The sequence below is a fragment of the Halobacillus salinus genome, from assembly GCF_004684905.1.
GTDB classification, from domain to species: domain Bacteria; phylum Bacillota; class Bacilli; order Bacillales; family Halobacillaceae; genus Halobacillus; species Halobacillus salinus.
In genome coordinates this window covers 343,812-363,536 of the sequence record NZ_SRJC01000001.1, presented here as the reverse complement: position 1 = coordinate 363,536, position 19,725 = coordinate 343,812, and the positions used below count along the sequence as shown (strand labels likewise).

The 19,725-nt window shown below is 45.9% G+C and carries 21 protein-coding genes; 8 read left to right on the top strand and 13 right to left on the bottom strand.

The window, feature by feature from the left end:
- Nucleotides 1-16: 16 nt before the first annotated feature.
- Entirely contained in the window at nucleotides 17-2,197 is a 2,181-nt protein-coding gene (locus E4663_RS02105; RefSeq protein WP_135326532.1) for a Z1 domain-containing protein, read from the bottom strand.
- A gap of 182 nt (nucleotides 2,198-2,379) precedes the next feature.
- On the opposite strand from E4663_RS02105, the gene E4663_RS02100 reads away from it, so the two are divergent.
- Genes E4663_RS02100 through E4663_RS02090 form a run of 3 tightly spaced genes read left to right on the top strand, consistent with a single transcriptional unit; the run spans nucleotide 2,380 to nucleotide 4,432 of the window.
- Nucleotides 2,380-3,096, top strand: a complete 717-nt coding sequence (locus tag E4663_RS02100) for an SDR family NAD(P)-dependent oxidoreductase (protein WP_135326531.1) — start codon at nucleotides 2,380-2,382, stop codon at nucleotides 3,094-3,096.
- Nucleotides 3,096-4,103, top strand: coding sequence for an S-adenosylmethionine:tRNA ribosyltransferase-isomerase (locus E4663_RS02095; RefSeq protein WP_135326530.1), 1,008 nt, complete (start codon nucleotides 3,096-3,098; stop codon nucleotides 4,101-4,103). The genes E4663_RS02100 and E4663_RS02095 overlap by 1 nt, the downstream gene beginning before the upstream one ends.
- Complete coding sequence (locus tag E4663_RS02090; protein ID WP_135326529.1) at nucleotides 4,100-4,432, top strand: VOC family protein; 333 nt, start codon at nucleotides 4,100-4,102, stop codon at nucleotides 4,430-4,432. Before E4663_RS02095 ends, E4663_RS02090 begins: the two co-directional genes overlap by 4 nt.
- Nucleotides 4,433-4,460: 28 nt before the next feature.
- Here the strand turns inward: E4663_RS02090 and pelG are convergent, their stop codons facing one another.
- From pelG to E4663_RS02065, 5 genes are read right to left on the bottom strand one after another with little or no spacing between them, the layout of a single operon-like run.
- Nucleotides 4,461-5,933, bottom strand: coding sequence for an exopolysaccharide Pel transporter PelG (pelG, locus tag E4663_RS02085; RefSeq protein ID WP_135326528.1), 1,473 nt, complete (start codon nucleotides 5,931-5,933; stop codon nucleotides 4,461-4,463).
- Nucleotides 5,914-7,335 (bottom strand): GT4 family glycosyltransferase PelF, encoded by a 1,422-nt coding sequence (pelF, locus tag E4663_RS02080; RefSeq protein ID WP_135326527.1) that lies wholly within the window; start codon nucleotides 7,333-7,335, stop codon nucleotides 5,914-5,916. The genes pelG and pelF overlap by 20 nt, the downstream gene beginning before the upstream one ends.
- Nucleotides 7,332-9,164, bottom strand: coding sequence for a DUF2194 domain-containing protein (locus E4663_RS02075; RefSeq protein WP_135326526.1), 1,833 nt, complete (start codon nucleotides 9,162-9,164; stop codon nucleotides 7,332-7,334). The genes pelF and E4663_RS02075 overlap by 4 nt, the downstream gene beginning before the upstream one ends.
- The gene (locus tag E4663_RS02070; protein ID WP_135326525.1) at nucleotides 9,161-10,090 is read right to left on the bottom strand and encodes a PLD nuclease N-terminal domain-containing protein; all 930 of its coding nucleotides are present in this window, start codon (nucleotides 10,088-10,090) and stop codon (nucleotides 9,161-9,163) included. The genes E4663_RS02075 and E4663_RS02070 overlap by 4 nt, the downstream gene beginning before the upstream one ends.
- Entirely contained in the window at nucleotides 10,080-11,315 is a 1,236-nt protein-coding gene (locus E4663_RS02065) for a histidine kinase (RefSeq protein ID WP_135326524.1), read from the bottom strand. The genes E4663_RS02070 and E4663_RS02065 overlap by 11 nt, the downstream gene beginning before the upstream one ends.
- A gap of 78 nt (nucleotides 11,316-11,393) precedes the next feature.
- Here E4663_RS02065 and E4663_RS02060 point away from each other — a divergent pair, with 78 nt between their 5' ends.
- Nucleotides 11,394-12,239 (top strand): glycoside hydrolase family 191 protein, encoded by an 846-nt coding sequence (locus tag E4663_RS02060; protein WP_135326523.1) that lies wholly within the window; start codon nucleotides 11,394-11,396, stop codon nucleotides 12,237-12,239.
- Between the two features lie 200 nt (nucleotides 12,240-12,439).
- Here E4663_RS02060 and E4663_RS02055 read toward each other — a convergent pair whose 3' ends face one another.
- Nucleotides 12,440-12,838 carry a YkvA family protein gene (locus tag E4663_RS02055; RefSeq protein WP_241657091.1) on the bottom strand — a complete coding sequence of 133 codons (399 nt, stop codon included), beginning with the start codon at nucleotides 12,836-12,838 and terminating at the stop codon, nucleotides 12,440-12,442.
- Between the two features lie 175 nt (nucleotides 12,839-13,013).
- Nucleotides 13,014-13,772, bottom strand: coding sequence for a DUF4397 domain-containing protein (locus tag E4663_RS02050; RefSeq protein ID WP_079479164.1), 759 nt, complete (start codon nucleotides 13,770-13,772; stop codon nucleotides 13,014-13,016).
- A 105-nt stretch (nucleotides 13,773-13,877) separates the two neighbouring features.
- Between E4663_RS02050 and E4663_RS02045 the strand changes: the two genes are divergently transcribed.
- Nucleotides 13,878-14,660 carry an alpha/beta hydrolase family protein gene (locus tag E4663_RS02045; protein WP_135326521.1) on the top strand — a complete coding sequence of 261 codons (783 nt, stop codon included), beginning with the start codon at nucleotides 13,878-13,880 and terminating at the stop codon, nucleotides 14,658-14,660.
- Between the two features lie 76 nt (nucleotides 14,661-14,736).
- On the opposite strand, the gene E4663_RS02040 is transcribed toward E4663_RS02045, so the two are convergent.
- Entirely contained in the window at nucleotides 14,737-15,030 is a 294-nt protein-coding gene (locus E4663_RS02040) for a hypothetical protein (RefSeq protein ID WP_135326520.1), read from the bottom strand.
- A gap of 313 nt (nucleotides 15,031-15,343) precedes the next feature.
- Between E4663_RS02040 and E4663_RS02035 the strand changes: the two genes are divergently transcribed.
- Nucleotides 15,344-16,078, top strand: a complete 735-nt coding sequence (locus E4663_RS02035; RefSeq protein WP_135326519.1) for a CAP domain-containing protein — start codon at nucleotides 15,344-15,346, stop codon at nucleotides 16,076-16,078.
- A gap of 96 nt (nucleotides 16,079-16,174) precedes the next feature.
- Here E4663_RS02035 and E4663_RS02030 read toward each other — a convergent pair whose 3' ends face one another.
- Entirely contained in the window at nucleotides 16,175-16,642 is a 468-nt protein-coding gene (locus E4663_RS02030) for a divergent PAP2 family protein (RefSeq protein WP_079479161.1), read from the bottom strand.
- 109 nt (nucleotides 16,643-16,751) lie between these two features.
- Between E4663_RS02030 and E4663_RS02025 the strand changes: the two genes are divergently transcribed.
- Entirely contained in the window at nucleotides 16,752-17,141 is a 390-nt protein-coding gene (locus tag E4663_RS02025; protein WP_135326518.1) for a thiol-disulfide oxidoreductase DCC family protein, read from the top strand.
- 36 nt (nucleotides 17,142-17,177) lie between these two features.
- Here the strand turns inward: E4663_RS02025 and E4663_RS02020 are convergent, their stop codons facing one another.
- Nucleotides 17,178-17,363, bottom strand: coding sequence for a hypothetical protein (locus tag E4663_RS02020; RefSeq protein WP_135326517.1), 186 nt, complete (start codon nucleotides 17,361-17,363; stop codon nucleotides 17,178-17,180).
- Nucleotides 17,364-17,544: 181 nt separating this feature from the next.
- Here E4663_RS02020 and E4663_RS02015 point away from each other — a divergent pair, with 181 nt between their 5' ends.
- Nucleotides 17,545-17,865 (top strand): hypothetical protein, encoded by a 321-nt coding sequence (locus tag E4663_RS02015; RefSeq protein ID WP_135326516.1) that lies wholly within the window; start codon nucleotides 17,545-17,547, stop codon nucleotides 17,863-17,865.
- Nucleotides 17,866-17,900: 35 nt separating this feature from the next.
- Here E4663_RS02015 and E4663_RS19705 read toward each other — a convergent pair whose 3' ends face one another.
- Nucleotides 17,901-18,068, bottom strand: a complete 168-nt coding sequence (locus E4663_RS19705; protein WP_158290403.1) for a hypothetical protein — start codon at nucleotides 18,066-18,068, stop codon at nucleotides 17,901-17,903.
- A gap of 3 nt (nucleotides 18,069-18,071) precedes the next feature.
- Complete coding sequence (locus E4663_RS02010; RefSeq protein ID WP_135326515.1) at nucleotides 18,072-19,715, bottom strand: FAD-binding dehydrogenase; 1,644 nt, start codon at nucleotides 19,713-19,715, stop codon at nucleotides 18,072-18,074.
- Nucleotides 19,716-19,725 lie beyond the last annotated feature (10 nt).

Genomic DNA, 19,725 nt, shown 5'->3' with positions numbered 1-19,725 from the left:
TAAATATCTTATCAACTCATTTCACCGTTTTGTTGGCAAACACCGTCGGCTTCGTACGGGCTTGAGCAACAAGCACCGGCCACCAAAACGGCGTACCGCGCCAGCCGTGCTCTTTCTTCCCTTCCTGACGCAGCAAGATAAGCGCAGGATAGTCTTCCGCTACACGACGGGCGACGCTGAGCTCGCCTTGCCCACGACCAGGCGTGTCAGGGGAATTTTCAAATTGTCCGGAGCCGTTCAGCCGCTGGATCTGACGTTTGGCGCGGATGACAAGCCACACATAGGCGCCACGCTCGTTTTCTCTCGTTAAATAATCGAGGACACTTTCGTATTCCTCAAGGTGGAATTCACGTCCTTCTTCCATTTCAAGCGTCGAATGGATCAGGCTGAAGATTTCTCGGACGGCTTTCGCTGGAACGAGGTATGCGGCTTCCCGCTTAGCTTTCGCTTGTTGCTTGACCACCGATTTAATGGTGTCGTCGATCTCTCGGACTGTTTTTTGTATATGGGTTTTGTAGCCGGTCTGGAATCCGACGGGCAGCATTCGTTTATGCGGTTGAATCATCGTTAAGCTGGAGAGCATGATCTTGTTCGGACTGCACGGCAGGATTTCGCTGTTTTCTTCCCGCTGGACAAATACCACGCCTTGATCATGACCGCCACGCTCGAATGCTCGTCTGAGTTCCGTATCGAATTCGTGGATCTGCTTCATGACCGAGTAAATGCGCTGGCTTGTATAAAAGCGCGTCACTGCCATGTCTTCGAGTGGACGGGCTCCGTACATACGCGAATGCTGAAGTACTGTGTCCTGCTGGAAGGACTTCGGATTTCGTCCGTAGAAAAAGCCGATCATGTTGCGGATGGTTACCCCGCGGTCGAGGAGCTGCCCTCCGATGAAGATGTTCATCGGTGCACGTAACTGTAATTCTCCCCGCTTATCAAGCAAGTCATGTACATCCTTCTCAGAATTGACGACCGTGCTGATCAAGTACTCCTCCTTCAGCGCTTCCAACACCCCTTCCCACACCGATTCAAAATCAGGCTGTGGTAATTCTTCAAACGTAGCAACGGATTGCATCAAATCGGCATAAGAGCTTTCCGTTAATTCACGTAATAACGCGGACGCTTGATGGGCTTCTGCGAAAAGTTGGTCCTCCATATTGCGAATCAATTCTTTCTGCCAGGCATGCGCCTGTTTGCCACGCTCTGTATGGATGATCATCGCATACTTCTCCGGTCGCTGCCCCGTCTTCATTTGCTGCATGCGCCTGATGACGCTTCCCACCACGAAGTTCATGACAGCACTACGGATATTGGCAATCGATTTCTGCGTGAGCAACTGATCCATCTTTATCTTGCGCCGGTCCATTTTCTTCATTGCGTCCAATTCTTTCTCCGACACTTCATGATATAGATAAGAGGCGAAATGGCCAGCATTCTCTGCCTGATCAAAGTACGTCTCCCCTCCGACATATCGGTCGTGCACAGGCACTAGTTCTGTGAATGCCGGTCGTACCGGTTGATAGACTTTGTTTTCGTGAATCGTCATGTCATCCGGCTGCAGGTATAAAGAGTAAGGAGTTGCAGTCACTTGTAAAAAGGACGAAGCAGTCAGGTTCTCACGAAGCTCATTGATCTTCGTCGCAAGCACCCGGAGATGTGTGACGTTCTGGTCCTTCTTATGTTCGTAGGCAACACTCGCATAGTCCGCCTCATCATCGATGAAGAGTACTTTTCTGTGAGCAAGGTCCGGATACGTCTCGAAGAACGTTTCCTTGATCCGGTCGAGGTTCTTCGTTTCTTTTTTGACAATAAACGCGAGCTTCTGCGACAGCTCGTACTTCCTCAGCGCCTCCGGCATCGCCATAATGTCGTAAACACGCAGATCATCCTCGTCGATCCGTTCTTCAAATTCACTCGTCAGCCTGGCATATGTCTGCCGGACGAGCGCGTTCGTTCCTTTTGTCAAAAGAATGACGGCGTCAAAGCCGTGATCGTAGGCAAGCCCCATCACACCGATGAACGTGCGTGTCTTACCGGATTGGATCTTCCCGAGCAGCATTCCAGGATGATCGATATCCGTATCCTGCTCTACTAATTTCCGTACTGTATTCACCATGCACGTGCGACTAGCTTCGTCATAGCTGTTCTTATTTTGTAAAGACGTAAAAAAGCGTCCATTCGTGTTTATATTCATCCCGTTCTCTCTCCCGTATCATTTCATGCAAGAAATAGTTTATCACATCCCATCTACGACCTTCGACCGAGGGACCTCCCATGCCAATGAATGACAGAACTTTCCTTCCATCCCCCGATTCATAGAAACCCTCTTCTTTATAAAATGAAAGCATCACATTAACAAGAAAGAGGTTTTGTTAGATGAATAGAAGAGTAGCAATCATTACAGGAGCTTCCAAAGGACTAGGAAGAGCACTTGCTCTCTCTTTTGCCAAAGAGGGATATGCACTCGGCATTTGCGCTCGAGGGGAAGAAAAGTTAGAAGATGCAGCTTCTGAATTAGAAGAGCTCGGTGGAGAGGTCGTAGCTGTTCGCGCAGACGTGACAGAATCATCGGATGTCGAACGGTTTGTTTCGATTGTAGAAGATCGCTTCGGGGGAATCGATGTACTGATCAATAATGCATCCAAGTTCGGTCCTGGACCGACGTTACTTGCTGATTATCCAACTGATGCGTTCCGTGATGTCATAGAGACCAACATCATGAATCCATTCCTTGTCACCAAACGGGTGTTGCCAGGAATGCTCGCTCAAAAGCAAGGATCTATCATCAACGTCACTTCAGAGGTTGGAAAGTATGGTGTAGCTGAGTGGGGCGCCTACAGTGTGTCTAAGTTCGGTGTAGAAGGCCTGTCCGCGATCTGGGCAGATGAACTCGAAGGCTCAGGCGTGCGTGTCAATGTCGTCGACCCTGGAGAAATGGACACAGTCATGCACGAGACGGCACTTCCAGACTGTGACTATGAACTTGCAGATCCAGCTGACGTCGTTGATGTCTTCCTCCACCTTGCTACAAGCAAGGACAACGGTGAGCGCTTCGAAGCACAATCCTTTGATGCGAAAGGAGCGTCCGTCTGATGCATGCTTTTTCCATACCAGAGAATCTGAATGCCCAAACACCAGCTGAGATTGTCCGCGGCAGGCGGGACCAGGTTCGTTTGCTGTCAATCGATAAGGACCAGCAGCTCTTTCACAACAACTTTAACGAAATAGATCAATTCCTGAACCCTGGGGACCTGCTCGTCTTGAACAACAGTCGTACGATCCCTCCAGTGCTGGAGGCATCTCAAGGAAATCACACCTTCGAGATTCGCCTTTCTAGAAAACGATCATCCACAAGCTGGGAAGCACTTGTGGTAGGGGATTTCTTGGCAATTGATAGACCGATTCAACTTGAAGAAAAGGTGGAAGCAATGATCACTGGTCATGGTAGTGAACACCCACTTGTTACGCTTGAGTTTTCGATTAGCGGTAGTAACTTGCTCGATTTCATCTATCGTAATGGTGAGCCGGTTCGCTATGAATATATCCATCGCCCCTTCTCGCTCGATACCTATCAAACAGTTTATGGATCGGTTCCTGGCTCTGTAGAGATGCCGTCTGCTGGGAGGGCTTTCACCTGGGGGTTGCTAGAGAAGCTCAAACGAAAAGGAGTCAGGCTTGCGTTCATTCAGCTACACGCTGGGCTAAGCTATTATGAAAAAGACCGTTGGCCGAATCCTAACAATCATCCGGAGGCGTTTTGTGTGCCTGAAGCAACTGCCGAACTCATCCAGGACACTAGAAGAACTGGGAACCGTGTAATTGCGGTCGGCACAACCGTAGTGCGGGCACTGGAATCTGCCGTCACCTCACATGGGGAGGTCGAGCCAATAGAAGGTACGACTAGGCTTTATGTGGATGAGGGTTATACGATCGCGGCAGTAGACGGACTGCTGACTGGCTTTCATGAGCCGGAAGCGAGTCACCTGCATATGCTGACGGCTTTTTTACCAAAGAAGAAGTTGATGAGTGCGTACCATCAAGCGCTTGAGAAAGGTTATTTGTGGCATGAGTTCGGGGACATGAATCTGATTCTCAAATGAAGGTGCATCATCTCGGAGTACCAGTAGAGGAATTGACCAGTTCCGTCGATATATACGAGCGTCTTGGGTTCCAAGTTGTAAAACGGTTTACGCTCGGAGAAGAAAAAATTGCGTTTATGGAGAAAAATGAATGGTTGGTGGAGCTGATCGAGTCGCCTGATTCTCTACAAGGACACATCTGCTTGGAGGTGAAAGATGCTTCCGAGATTCCTGCTGAAGCAGTCTGGATCGAAGGGCCGTTCCGAATGGATGATTGGTCAAGTTCTTTTTACCAACTAGGAGAAGAGGTTATTGAATGGTTGATTGTCGAGGAAACAAAAAGGGGATGAGAAGCTTGATGCTTCTTATCCCTTTTGCTCAACTTGCTTTTTGACGGTTCAGCAACTGCCCGGTCCTGGTGAAGAACGTTCTCGGTTTCTTGACTCTCGTTTCATTCGGCTGGCAGAAAGCGTGATAGTCTACTTTCTCAATAAACGTAATCAAACGGATGACTGCGAACAAGAACGCTATCGTGGAACCGATCGAGAAACTCAATCCATACCCATCAAACCCGAGCGGCAGTAAGGCGATCGATAAGACAAGGTTCGCCGTGAAGAAACAAATGCTCGTGTACATTGCACCTCTCCGGTCTTCAAAGTACAGTAAAATCAACGTAATGACGAGCACCATCGCATTGGCAAAGGCACCTATTGTGGTGAACCGGAAAATCGAAATCAGAATCGGTTGGAGGTTGAAGAACTCTCCGACAAAACCAATCGATAAGATGACCAGCAAGCTGAAGACCCCTTGGCTTCGGACTAGACGCTCCATCTCTTGTTTCAATACGCGCTGCATCTTAGACTTCGATCTTTTGATCTGGTCCAGCGTCCCACCGTAGTTCACGTTGCCGTAAAATACTCGGTAGCGATCATAGAAGCGTGTTTCAACGGATACGACGAATATAATCAGAGCAGGTACAATCGTTAAATAAGACCAGAAGATTGCTGTATCATATATTCGATGGTACACGAAGGTGTCGATCAAAATGGACCGACCTTCTCCAAACCAAATCGTCCAGTTACAAACCCAGACACCAGTATTATAGAGAAACCCCGTCCAGAACAGGGATGGGAAGCGGTCAAAGTAGTGAAAATAACTGAACTGACCACTTGTCTTCCGTTCACCGAACGTAATCAACATCGACAGCAGAAGCCCGAACATGGTCACGACCATACCGAACGTGAAGCCGAGCAGAAGCATGAAACTACTTGTGTGAGGCGGTATGACGAACCGTTCGATATTCATTCCCAAACCAACTACCGCAACGACAGCAATCACTCCACCAACGAGAAAGCTGTAGGCGACTGCCTGATAGTTCTTTGCCGCACTCAAAAACAGAAACAGCACCCAAATCATATTAATCGTTACATAGAGAGCTAGTATCAATACTTCATATAGAAAAGGAAGCGCAGAAAAAGATACGAAACCCCCCCACGTTACGAGAGCTAATAGAAGGGTTACTTTGCTCATCCCGATGAAGGCCGGAAACACGTCCGAAAGTTTTCGTTCATAAATCAAATCGGCAATATATCGAGTGACGACCAGCTGCTGCAAGCCGAATATAACTTGCGAGAAAATGAAACAGTAAGCAACGGAAATGTTGAACAGCTCACGTTCTTCCTGGCCAAGCGCCGTGAATTGAGCAGTCAACCACTGAATCAAAGCGATCGTAGCGATGACAATCAACCACGGTCCAGCCGTCACAAGCCCCGCAAAGGCATATGCTTTGATCCTGGATGAAAAATAATCCTCTTGGAAAAGTTTCTGCAGCCTAAACCCGATGCCCGCCATGCACAACTCTCCTTTCCTCATACAAGTCGACATATTGATCGATGAACTGATGGACTTGGTAATACTTCTCCACCCGTCTCTTACCGTTCATCCCAAACTTTTCCGCTTCTTCCGGATGGTTATAAAACCACTCACAATACTGAGCAACCTCTTCCGGATGGACAGGAGGTACCGTAAAGCCAGCCGGCCCAAACGGGTCTCCTTCTCTTCCGAAGACCAGTTCGGCACAAGCTCCAACATCGGATACGATCCACGGAATACCGGCAGCCATCCCTTCCAATACGGCGAGGGGCTGTCCCTCTGAGATACTTGTCAGCAAGCAGACATCGAACATAGGCAAGTACTCCATAATATTGACTTTCCCAACAAGGAAAACCCTGGAAGATAAATTCAATTGTTCAATCAAGCGATAGCATTCGTCCGCGTACTCCTCGTCTTCATCTAACGGTCCCATAATATGCATTTCAAACGGTATCCCTCGCTCATCCAACAATTTGGCTGCCTGGATCATCGTTTTAATATCTTTGATCGGCACAATTCGGACGATAGCGCCGATGACCAGTTTATTCTCTTGTTTTGGAAGTTTTTGAACAGTCGACAAGCGGTCATATTGGATACCATTCGGAATGATCATCAATTTATCTGCCGAGGCCCCAATCTCCAGCTGAAGTTCACTATTACGCTGGAAAAGGGTAATGATGTGATCGGCGTCTTCATAGGCCTGCTTGGACAGATGATGAAAGAACTGGACCCATCTCTTCTTATAGTAGCTCGCAATCCAACTCGCTTGAAGAATTTCCTCTTCCCTCTCACGAGAATAAATACCGTGTTCTGTCAGCAGAAACGGTATATCCTGCTGACGCTTGATCAATGAAGCTACTAATCCTGCATAACCCGTTGATGCAGAGTGGATGACATCCACTTTCGGAAAATCGAACTGAAGCAGCTCGAGGATTGGTGTGAACATCCCTTGCCACATATAGAAGTAGTCAATAAACGACCCAGTTTGCTGCTCTTCCTGATAACTCTTTTGTACAATCTCCCAAAATAGCGGACTAGAGAAGAACACAGATGAACTGCCAAGCTTACGTCCTAAGGCATCCAATGCCGCTGAGCTTGTACTATTGAAGATCATCCAATCTGTGATCGCCTGTTCATCTTCAGGTGTGAGCGGTTGTTGACGCCTCCGTTGAAACTGTTTCAAATTCAATGGTAGGTTCGTAATACCAGAAATATTGTCCGGGAGCTGATAACGGAAATCCTTCTCCGTCATCGACTCCGGAGTGATCGTGATGATTTCGAATTCATGTTGCGGCATCTTCTGGACCACCATCTGCACCCAGCTCGCAACTCCTCCGCTTACGTAAGGATAACTTCCTTCGACAACCATTCCGATTTTCATTCTGTAACCTCCTTGACTTGCAGTTTGGCCTCAGGCTCCGTCATCGTCACCAAGTACAAGTGGTGACCGTATTCCTCCACCTCACCAAAATCGAAAGTACCAGTTTCTAAGGCTTTTCCTTCTTCCACACGGACGAAAATGGTTGATGGATTCACAACACCAGTGCCATCGATGACGATTTGATCTTTCTGATAGTCGACTTCGATTTCCGATTCTTGATACTGGATCATCTTTTTCGTAGCGTTTGATTGAGTCAATGGTTCCAAGTAGGAATAGTTTGTCTGAATATGTTCTCCCATGTCCACTAAGTGAGATTTCATCGTTTCCCACGTTTGCCCATTGGACCGATACGTATCGAGAACGTCATCCGGGTGAAGGAAGTGTGCGAACACTCCGAGATGGGCAATGGCGTCAGTTTGCGAGAATTTATCGAACTTCGTCTCTAAGTAGCCACTTGTTATTCTTGGGAAATGGTAGATATCCTCATATTCCTCATCAAATTCATATTCTTGCTCGAAGCTAGCTTCATCTCCGGTAATATACAATGATGCTATAGTTTGAAGATTTGGAAGCGACTCCGCCAGAGCAGAGATTCCTGTACGGTTTATGATATTGGATGGTGGGACATAGGATGTCAGTTCTTCGTCAGGAAAATAGTACGAGAACATACTGGAAGCTTCTTCAATTGCATCTTCCATAGCCTCTTGGCTTTCCCATTCACGATAACCAAGATCTGGATTGGTCGGTTCATCCGCGGTTACCATGGACTGATGGTTATAACCGTGAAGACCTATTTCACCATCATAACGAAGTATGCTCCTACCAAAATACAACATAGGAAACTTGCTTCTCTCAATTAATTCTTCACCTTTAACTTTCATGTCATCCCGGTACGTACCGATCATGTATCCAGTCAACGCAAAATCGTAATCGTCTGCTATATCCAGCATATCCTGCCACCAGATTTCTTTATAGAAGTCCTTTATAGAAAGGTCATACTGTTCTAATATGCTTTCTGACGTTTCATATGGGACTGGTGATGGAAAGTCGTCAATATGCAACACTTTGATTGCCGCTTGGGAACTCACGAATTCCGGTGGTAGAAGTGACATGGATTGAAGCAATAGTCCTCGTACAACTTTACTCACTACTGCAGTCGTATTCCAATACAGCACTTTGCCTTCACCGTAAGGATAGGTCCATACCATTGGTTGATCCTCTGCAGTAAGATAAAGCTCTGATTCCGCTTTTAATTCTACCTCTCCCATACTATGGTCCAGTAGTACATCATCAGGTACTAGATCGACATAGCCCGGGAAAAGTTCCTGTTCGAATTCTATTCCATAGATATCTCCTATAAAATCTTTTGATTCTTCAATTCCAACGAGTTCGTTCCAAGCAGGATCTACAAAGCGTCCTGCAATCATCAACCGTCCGCCTTCTTCCACAAACTTCGTGATTGCTGGTTTCGGCCACTTATTCGTATGTTCACCCGAGAGCACTAAAATCGAATAAGGAGACGGTTCTAGCTGTTTGATTTCCTCGATGGAAATCGATTGATGCGGAACTTTTGCATAGTCTAAGGTTTTCTCTACGTTTTCAATGGCAAGACTCGAGAGTTCACTGTCATCTTTATGAAGGTACACCATCAACGATTGCCCTTCTTGTTGGGCTCCGCTTGCCGTCATTGTCTTCACCTGCACTTGTGGTGATGTTTTGGGCGCCAGCCATAAATGCATCTTTTCCATGCGAATCAATTGGAAAAGCGTGATCATGCCAAGTAATAGGAAAACGAGAAACACACTGAGGATGATCGTTTGCTTTTTCACTGCGCAGTCCCCCACATCTGATCCAGAACAAACTGCTGATTATGCGGGATGCGCTCTTTCGGCACACGTTCCCTCAGTTCAGCTAGAGTGGACTGAATCCCTTTCCAATCTTTTTCTTGGTAATAAAAACGAATCTTACTCAAATACCCTTCTGGTTCAGAAGGGAAATGTTCAGTCAACATAGTGAGGGTTGTCATACCCTGCTCTTTCTGACTTCTAGATAGATAAGCTTCTCCTAGCATGTGGAATAACACTTTTGCTTCCACTCCATTGCTTACTTCTTCTTCCATCAAGTCGATATACGATTGCTCCAGCCGCTTATAGGCAGCTTCTTGGAGCAGGCCGCTATTCAAATAACTATCATACGTTAACAGTAATGGTTCAAGCGTCGATGCATTTCCTGTTTCATGTTCCTGCTTACGTAGATGCAGTTCTTTTACGTAGTTGTCTATCAAATGATTCATCGTCGTTGCAGCATAGTGAACGGTCTCTGAATCATTATTGTTCAACCCTAAATTCAAGTATTTCCCTTTATCTACAATACGTGAATTGATCAAACGGAGGATCAGGTCTTTCCGCTGCTTGTTGCCTTCATCAGAGAATGCTTCTGTAAAAGGAAGCAGTTCATCACTCATCTTCGCTTCCGTACGCAGCTGCTCGAGCATAAGTGGTTTATAGTTCACGTATTGATCATAATCATCCAACATATCGTTAGTCCCCCATTTACCAGCGACGAACCAAACAACGAGACCAAACAGCTCGCCGATTACTGGAAGGAACAGACTGACAGCCGTGATCCACTGCCATGTTGCCTTATTTTCTTCTTTCATTCTTCTACTGATCAGCCCATAAATAAGAAGAACAACGATAGCATGTATGACATAAAATAATAATATCGGAAAAGGATTCATCCACTCATTCTGCATAGCGAACACCCTTTTCATGTAGATATTTCGAAATTCGATCTTCTACTATGGAAGACTTCGAGCTTTCTGTACCAGGAAGCAAGAAAAGAAGTTGACGATTGTCCTCGTCATATCCGATGATATCCATCTCTCTTAAATAGGCCCGTAGGATAACTTCTACTTCCAAGAGAGACCTGTCTTCCGTTTCATTGAAGTCCATTCTGAGAGTACTGAAAGGAACCCCGTAGGTCTGACTACGTTTTTCCTGGACATGTACTTTCTCATCAAATGCTTCTTTATAATAAATCCCGGTACCTGGATACATCCACTTCTCTTCTTCTTTCATAATCGCCTTGTGGGATTTCTCTAAACGGTCGGCGAGCCAGTCTAGAAGGATGGATAGAATCTGAATTTCATAGTTTGTCAATCTGGCAAAGTCCAAGTCGCGGATGATGAGGACTTCTTTGATCGTTCCGTTCGACAGGACAGGTCCTGCGAGCACGGGAGCATCTTCCTCGTCTTGCACGGTGCGGATGGTAATCGTCTTCTCCGCAAATAAGCGTTGGTACATCATCGAACCGCGGTCAATGAAAATAGTCTGTGGGAACGAATCGCCGCTCCCTTTTCGGACAAACAGACGCATCGCATGCTGGGAAGAATCTACATGATAAAGTGCGACTTCTTCCGATTGGAACAGGTCTGCAATCAAACGGATCGCTTCGTTTCTCACCAAGTCTGGAGAAGGCTGATCCAGAGCCTTAGCGACATCATAGAGCCTCTTCAGGGAGTACTCACTTTCAAGGACCCGTTCTTGCATCGAGCGCTGTGACTGTTCCAATAACTCAATGACTTCTTTCATTTCGATATTTTCATCATTCGTTTCTTCATATGTGTAATGGAGAGACTCGTAGCGTTCTTTCCAAGAGGTGGAAAACAAACCTCCCAAGACCGCAACTACTAATATATATAATAATTCCACGTAATTGTCGGGGTCGTAAAACAGGAGGAAGACATCTCCTCCTGAGAGGGACATCTCGATCATGTAGTAGCCGAGAGTGAGTAGAAAACTGGCAAGCCCCATTACCAATCCATAACGAAGAGCAAAAAGAAGGACAATGATGAAGAATGGATTGAACACCCACTCGACCATATTCAAGCTGAAGACTTGGTCCACAAAACCTGCGATCAGCAGAATAACTAGCAATTCTATTACCTTTCTCACAGTACTGGTTTGTTTATAAAACATCTTGAACACCCCTCTAACGATTCTTCACCTTCAAATCATGGTATAGTAATAGTAAACAAATAATCAGGAGGACCTTGCATGAAATCAAGAATACATGTTTGGCTTGTATCTTCTGTTCTGTTGATCAGTTCTGTTGTCTTATCATCGAGTAAACACAATGCCTCAGCCCAAAATCCACTGTACCCCGTTTACGATTACAAGATCTACTATGACGAACCTACCCCAGCAATCATTGATGAAATGGGAAACTACGACTTGGTCATCATTGAACCGATCTACTATAGTCAAAGACAGATCACAGAAATCCAAAAAGGTGGAACACTCGTCTACGGCTACATTAATACGATGGAAGCTGATAAGTGGAACACGGATTTGTTTGGAAAGCTTAACGAAGAAGATTTCTTTCATCGTGATGGAGAACGTATCTACTATTCCGAATGGGACTCTTACCTAACGGACATCACCTCCCCTCATTATCAAAAGGTGCTCCGAACCGAAGTCACGAAGCAGATCGTCGATAAAGGCCTGGATGGTGCTTTTCTTGATACTGTAGGTGATATTGACAATGAACACCAAGGTAATCCGGACGTTCTTTACAAGCAAAGGGAGGGGATGGTTACGTGGATGGAAAGTGTGAGGGAAGAACACCCTGATTTGTCTATGATCCAAAACTGGGGGTTCGACACGCTTGCCACCGCTACGTATCCTTATGTAGACGGCATCATGTGGGAAAGCTTCCATTTCTCCTCCATTGCATACGATGAATGGACTTATGACCAAATCTACAAGCTGCGGAAACTACGTGAAAACCATGGAATTCAAGTTCTTACGGTTTCTATGGAAGAAGAGAACAAGAGTAAAAAACTCTCAAGAGCTAATCGCTTCAAACACTTTCATACGGACAAAAGTTATAATGATTGGTAAAAGGAGGATGATTCCTCCTCTTTTTTCTTTGAGGACTTATTCCTATAATACCAAAATTTCGTTGTAAATTGCTGAAATTTATCACAAAATTTCTCTATATACACTTTCATGGCGCCTTTGTACCTCTCTCAACCAATACCCCCAAGGGATTCTAGCATTTCACAAAAAAGGGAGTCCCTCTTCTGTAGAGGGACTCCCTTTTATTCTGGCAACTCTATTTCGTCCGCTGATTCCCCAAACCACCGCTCTAGATGAGCGTTCGCTTTCTCTTTCACACTATCATCAATCTGACTGAGTATTTGATAGACTGCATAGATGATCACAGCACTATCATCCGTGAATCCGATGACTGGAATGAAATCGGGTACTACATCAGTTGGTAAAATCAAATACCCGAGCGCGCCTGCAATGGTGAGCTTAGCTTTCTTTGGCGTATCAGGATGTTGGAACGCATAATAGAGCACTAAACTATAATAGACGATCTTCGTTCCGATACGGCCACTTTGGTGACGTAGCTTCTGGAAATACGCTTTTTCAGAGAAATGTTTACGTCCTATCCGCACAGCTTTCGCTGGATTCAGTTGTTTTAACTTGTCCATATAAGAAGTTTGCTTCATTTCATCCACCGTCCTCTTGTCATACTTTTCACAAATCATGAATGTACTAAACCTGGTACAGCGTTTGATATATATAGTACACAATCGTCTGGACTTAGTACAACTATCACCATGTTTGGAAAAAATAAAAAAACACAGGCTAGGATAGCCTGTGTTTTTAAGGTTGTAGGAAGAGCGCTTCAAGTGGCGGTTGTTCCCCTGCCAATCCGACGGCAACTGCCGTGTAGGCTTGGTTAGGCTCAAGCTTCACGCCAGGAATGGTCTTCACGACCTGATTAGTTCCTGCCACCCTTACTTCTAAGTCTGCGGTGGTCGGAGGAAGTGTTAAGTAGCGTGTCGCTTTTCCGAATGGCACATTCCGGAATAATACATCTCCGCCTTTTACTGCGATATCTACAGCTGGTGCATTCGGGGACAGATGCCAGAAACGGACTTTCGCTTTTCCAGATGAAACAGATTGATTATCGATTGCGGCAATCAAGCGAATGGAATCCAATTTACCTGCCGCTGCAACCGTATAAAGGTTCCCCGCTTCGACTCCGATATTTTGTGAAATCACGGGCTTATCCGTTTTTCCAGCAGGGTAAACGTCAATCTGATACTGGCCTGATGCTACAGTCAGATAATCGCTTGATTGTTTATAAGACACATTGGAGAGTACTTTCTGACCGTTGACATAAACATCAACCGCTGGTGCATCAGGCGACGCATGCAGTACTCGTACCATAGCATTGCCGCTCATCCCCATCTGTTCCCCGCGTTGCTGCATCAACCTGCACCAATACTGCATGCATTCAAAGTGTCTCTGATAGTAATAGATGTGCATCCGTGGATCCAGGTACTTATAGTAGTCTGCAAGCATCCCATACTTCGCAGCTTGCCATGCTACTTGGTCGACATTTTCATTATGACTCATGATCCTTCCCCCTTATATAAAATCTCCCATCCTAATCCTATGCATGCGCACTAGAAAGAGAACTTGTTTTGACGATGTGAGATAATAGAAATCGGAGGTGATCATATGGAAACAATTAAATACGGACACAACGAAAATCAATTCGGTGAGCTTAGAATACCTGAGGGAAATGGGCCACATCCTGTGGCAATCGTCATTCACGGAGGATTTTGGCGCGCAGGGTTCGGACTGGACTTAATGGAAGACGTCGCAGTAGACCTGACGAAAAGTGGATGGGCCACCTGGACGATTGAATATCGCCGTACAGGGCAGGAAGGCGGTGGCTGGCCAGGCACGTTGCTGGATGTTGCTCAAGCCTCGGATTATGTAAGGACGCTTGCACATACGTACCCCCTAAATCTAGATAATGTCGTCACCATCGGTCATTCAGCAGGAGGGCATCTCGCTTTGTGGACAGCTGCTCGCCATAAATTGCAGGAAGGCAGTGAACTACATACAGAGAACCCACTTCCCATCGCAACGGCTGTCAGCCTTGCGGGGGTCAATGACCTTAAGAAAATGCATGATGTTCATGCATTTAGAGACAATACGCTTTCTCAAGAACCGAACAATCCAGTCGCAGACTTGCTCAGAGGAGAACCAGAAGCACACTATCAAGAAGCGTCACCGTTCGAAATGCTTCCACTGAATGTCACACAAGTTCTTGTACATGGGGCACTCGACGTCCACGTCCCAATCGGTATAAGCGACCACTACTTCCAATGGGCCGAGAACATGGGCGACTTCATCAAATACATCGAATTACCAGAAGCCGAACACTTCATGCTAACCGACACCAACACCAAAGCCTGGTCCCGCATCCGAGAAGAAATGGACCTGCTGAAATGAGACAAGGGGACAGGGAGTCTGTCCCCCTTTTCCAAAAAGAGAAGGGAAGCTGTTGCCTCCCTTCTCTTTCCTACTATTATGGGGCAAATTGAAATCCATATTGCGCAAACATCGCAACTCCGAACACCAGCAAAGTAACGAAAATGTTCACAACCGGCAACGTCTTTTTTGCCCCTGTTTCCTTTACAGTCGCTACAACGGATACGATAAGCGAAGGCACCACCAAAAACCACCCGGCAACAATCGATACACCGAATATTATGAGAATCCCTCCGCCGGATAGAAAGAACAGAGAAACAAGGAATAACAGCAAATAGATCCCCAATAGAACAACAGATATTTTCCCTGTCACCGTACTAGGAAAGTCCATCAACCTCTCCTCCTTCACATAAACAACTGAAACAATTGTAAAACTGCCGTCACATTCGTAAAAATCAGACTCTTCCGTATTCTTGTCAATACATATTTAGTGGATTTTCCTGGTCTATTAATATACATTTTTCCAGATGTGCTTTTCATTGTACTATATAAAGAAATGCAGATGTTGTCGTATTTTTATGACCAATTTTCTTCTGACATAAGTCTATCACTCTACCACTGTAAAATTCATCCTGAAATATTACAAGAAAACCGATGCTAGAATGAGAGTGTGAACAAAACAACAAGAACAAGGAGGATGTTTCATGAAGAAAAAATCATTACTGCTTACAGGCGCCCTAGCGGTATCTTTGTTAGCTGCGCCAACGACATCTCTCGCATCAAGTGGGGAAGGATCGTCTTATAAAGTCGAAACACATAAGGTACAAGCCAATCAACTAGTTGACTGGTTTGCAGATAATAAAGAAGCTCTGAGAAGTGGGGATATTGACATCCAATCCCTATTCGATGAGTTCAAAATAGAACCGAAACATGCACCGAAAGAGCTTGAAAAAGAAGTACCTGAAAAGCAGAAACAGCCTGAAGCTGCCCCTGCCCCAAAAGAAGAGCAGCCTGAAGTAGAACAACCGAAGCAGGAAGAAACAGAACAAGCAAACTCTGAAGTATCGGCTTTCGAGCAGCAAGTCGTAGAGTTGACCAATAAAGAGCGTACAGAGCGCGGCCTTGAACCCCTTCAACTGGATACAGAGTTAAGTGCCGTCGCGAAGGACAAATCGCTTGATATGAAGAATAAGGGTTACTTCTCACACAATAGCCCGACATACGGGTCCCCTTTTGACATGATGAAAGCTTATGGGATCGACTATCGTGCAGCTGGTGAGAACATTGCGATGGGACAACCTTCTCCTGACGAAGTAGTAGATGCTTGGATGAACAGTGAAGGCCACCGTAAGAACATCTTGAACCCAGACTTCACACACATCGGTGTCGGTCATGTGGAAAATGGTGACTATTGGACGCAAATGTTCATTGGCAAATAAGGATATCTGCACAGCCTCCTTCAAGAGGCTGTGTTTTTTTACGTCCGGATGTCCTTTTCCATATAAATAAAGCAGGCCAGAATAATCTGGCCTGCTTTATTTATTCTCAAGTTTAGCAGATAGTACACCAAGCGCTGTACCGAGCAGCGACCCTCCAAGGACTTCAACCGGTTGATGGCCGAGCAGCTCTTTCAGTTCCTTTTCCCGCTCGACGAATTCGAAGCTTGGGAAATCGACGGCAAGGTCCGCGATGCTGTCTTCTAATTCATTCACCAGCTGCGCGATCTCACCAGTATGACGACGGATCCCTTGAGCATCGTACATTACAATTACGCCGAATACGACGGCAAGGGCAGTCTCTGTATGGCGGCTTCCTTTATTAGTCGCAATGTAAGAAGCAAGGGCTGATACTCCAGCTGAATGGGAACTCGGCATACTTCCCGTCGTCGTTATCTGCTTCCAGTCCCACTTACCTGTCAAGCGCTTGTGAGTAAAAATTTTCATCCCCTGTGCAATACCGATGGATGCAAGGGCTGTTAGAATTCCTCTGTTCATTCTCCTCATCTTCATCACCTCTCGTTGTTTTTACCCTTATTTCTTAGTAAATATCCTCATAATTCACTTGTGAATTAATGAACAAGCAGATAAACTAGTGGTAAAAGGTGGGATAGGAATGAATCGGATCATCTTGTTTGATGGAGAATGTAATTTTTGTGATTGGAGCGTACAATTCGTGATGAAGCGGGACCCATACGGTTACTTCCATTTCGCTGCTCTTCAAAGCGTTACTGGACAACGTTTGTTAGCTAAACACGATATACCAGTGGGTTTGGATAGCTTTGTCCTGATAGAGGGAGATCGATATTTTATGGAGTCCACAGCTGCACTCCGTGTATGTAAAAAGTTAAACGGGATTTGGCCTATCCTATATATATTTCGTTTGCTTCCAAACTCTATCCGCAACCCCGTATATCAGTTCATTGCCAGAAATCGCTACAAATGGTTCGGTAAAAAGAATCAATGTATGTTACCTACACCGGATCAACGAGACCGGTTCCTATGAATGAAAAGGGACAAAACTTGCTGTCCCTATCTTTTTTTATAGCTCATTGTTTTCTAATACATGTTGCACGTTCTCCATAGACTGCTGATGGGCGGATTGAATGGCTTCTCCCGCACGGTGCAGCTTACCTTGTTGCTTCATTCTCGAAACACCGTACATAGCCGCCGCACCAACTGCTCCTGCAGTTCCTAATGCTACCCAGTTTCTTTTTCTTCTCGCCATCACGTTTCCCTCCCGACGGTTCCTTTATATTAGCGGAACAAAGATAGTTTGGGCGACTGGCTCATTCCATATTCCTGAAGGTATTCCCTTGCCTAGAAAATATTTCATACGCTCTTTTTTCATGAAACGCCCTCTCCTTGCAAATAGTAAAAGCGATTCTATATAGAATGGAGGGTGCCGTATGAAAAAGAAAATAACCATGCTCGCTACGACAGCAGTCCTTGCTTCAGGACTATTAGTAGGGTGTGCAGGAAATCAGAATATGAACGAACAACCGGAAGACGTCACGTACGAACCAACTCGTTATGATAACAACATGAATGATGAATACAGACGTGACATGAATGATAATATGGACAAGCGTGATGTCATCGATCGTCCTGACGCTTTAGAAAATGACAAACGCGATATCGAAGATCGTGCGAAAGAAGATATGAATCGTGCGAAAGACGACATGGACCGCGCCAAAAATGACGTGGAACGCAAAGTTCGCGGAGAATAAGGAAAAGCCTGTCTCTAAAAGGAGACAGGCTTTTATCATTTTTGCTTTTGGGATTCAGCTAATTTCTGTTTCACTTGATTGTACGAGAGGCCGGACGCGGCATTCCGTTTTTTAACATCCTCAATATCTGTGCCTGATTTCGAGTATTTCTTCATCGTGAGCACCTCCGTAGTTATACTCTTCTCCTGACGATATCTCTTCATACATCAAAGTTCTGCAATCGCACGACCAGCCTGTCTTCCAGTGAACAGACACCCACCGAGGAACGTCCCTTCTAGTGCACGGTAACCGTGCAATCCACCGCCACCAAAACCGGCAGCTTCCCCTGCTGCATATAAGCCTGGTACAGGTCCACCTTCCTCATCCAATACACGTCCAGACAAATCCGTCTGCAGCCCGCCTAATGTCTTGCGACTAAGGATGTTGAGTTTGACAGCTATCAACGGTCCTTGCTTCGGATCCAAAATCTTATGCGGAGCTGCAACACGAATCAGCTTATCCCCTACATAGTTCCTGGCTCCTCTTATCGCTGTAATTTGCAAGTCCTTGGTAAACGGATTTTCAATTTCATTATCTCGAGCCTGAATCAACTGTTTTACTTTCTCTACACTAAGGCGGGGCTGATCTGTTCTTTCATTCATCTTAGAGACGAGTTCTTCTATATTATCTGCTACGACAAAGTCTTCTCCTTGATCCAAGAATTTCTGAACAGGACCTGGTGCTCCAGGTAGTGCACGCTTCATGACTTTCTTAATACTTTTTTCTGTTAGGTCCGGGTTTTGTTCCGAGCCTGATAGGGCGAACTCTTTTTCAATGATCGACTGAGTCAGGATGAACCATGAGTAGTCATACCCGGTATCCCCGATCGCTTTTAAAGTACCTAATGTATCAAATCCCGGGAAATTCGGTGCGTGAAACCTATTCCCCTCTGCGTCGAGCCAGATAGAAGAAGGACCAGGCAATATTCTGATACCGTGCTTGCTCCAAACTGGCGCGTAGTTGGTTATCCCTTCTGTGTAGTGCCACATTCTGTCGGGGTTGATGATACGTCCTCCCGCTTCTTCTGTAATGGATAACATTCTGCCGTCCACATGAGCAGGCACTCCAGAAATCATATGTGTAGGAGCCTTGCCCAAGCTTTCCGGCCAAAACTCTCTAACTTTCTCCAAGTTGGCACCAATTCCTCCGCTTGAAACTAATACGGATGCAGCAAGCACGCGAAACTCTTTGAGGACCGTCCGATTGCTGTCCTCCCCGCGCTTGGCATCACTTGGAGCAAGAACAGACCCTTCGACACCAATCACAGCTCCCCCCTCTTTTACCAGCCGATCTACACGGTGCCTTGGTAAATAATGAACGCGTCCCTGTTTAATGTGTGCTCTTACTTTCTTCTCAAAAGGAGCGACGATTCCTGGCCCAGTTCCCCATACAATGTGAAAGCGGGGTACGGAGTTTCCATGCCCATCCGCTAAATGACCGCCTCTTTCCGCCCAGCCCACTACAGGAAAGAAACGGACTCCCATATTATGAAGCCAGTCCCTCTTCTCATAGGTGGCGAACTCAAGATATGCTTCTGCCCACCTCTTGCCCCATTCATCTTCCTCACGATCGAACCCTGCAGTCCCATTCCAGTCCTGCTTAGCAAGGTCTATTGAATCTTTGATTCCAAGCCTCCGCTGTTCAGGTGAATCCACGAGAAAAAGTCCCCCGAAAGACCACCATGCTTGTCCTCCTAGTGAGGACTCTGGTTCTTGATCGACAAGAACGACTTTCTTGCCGGCATCTGCCATCTCGGTTGTTGCCACCAAGCCTGCAAGTCCTGCCCCTACAACAATGACGTCTGCTCCCATACGACTTCCT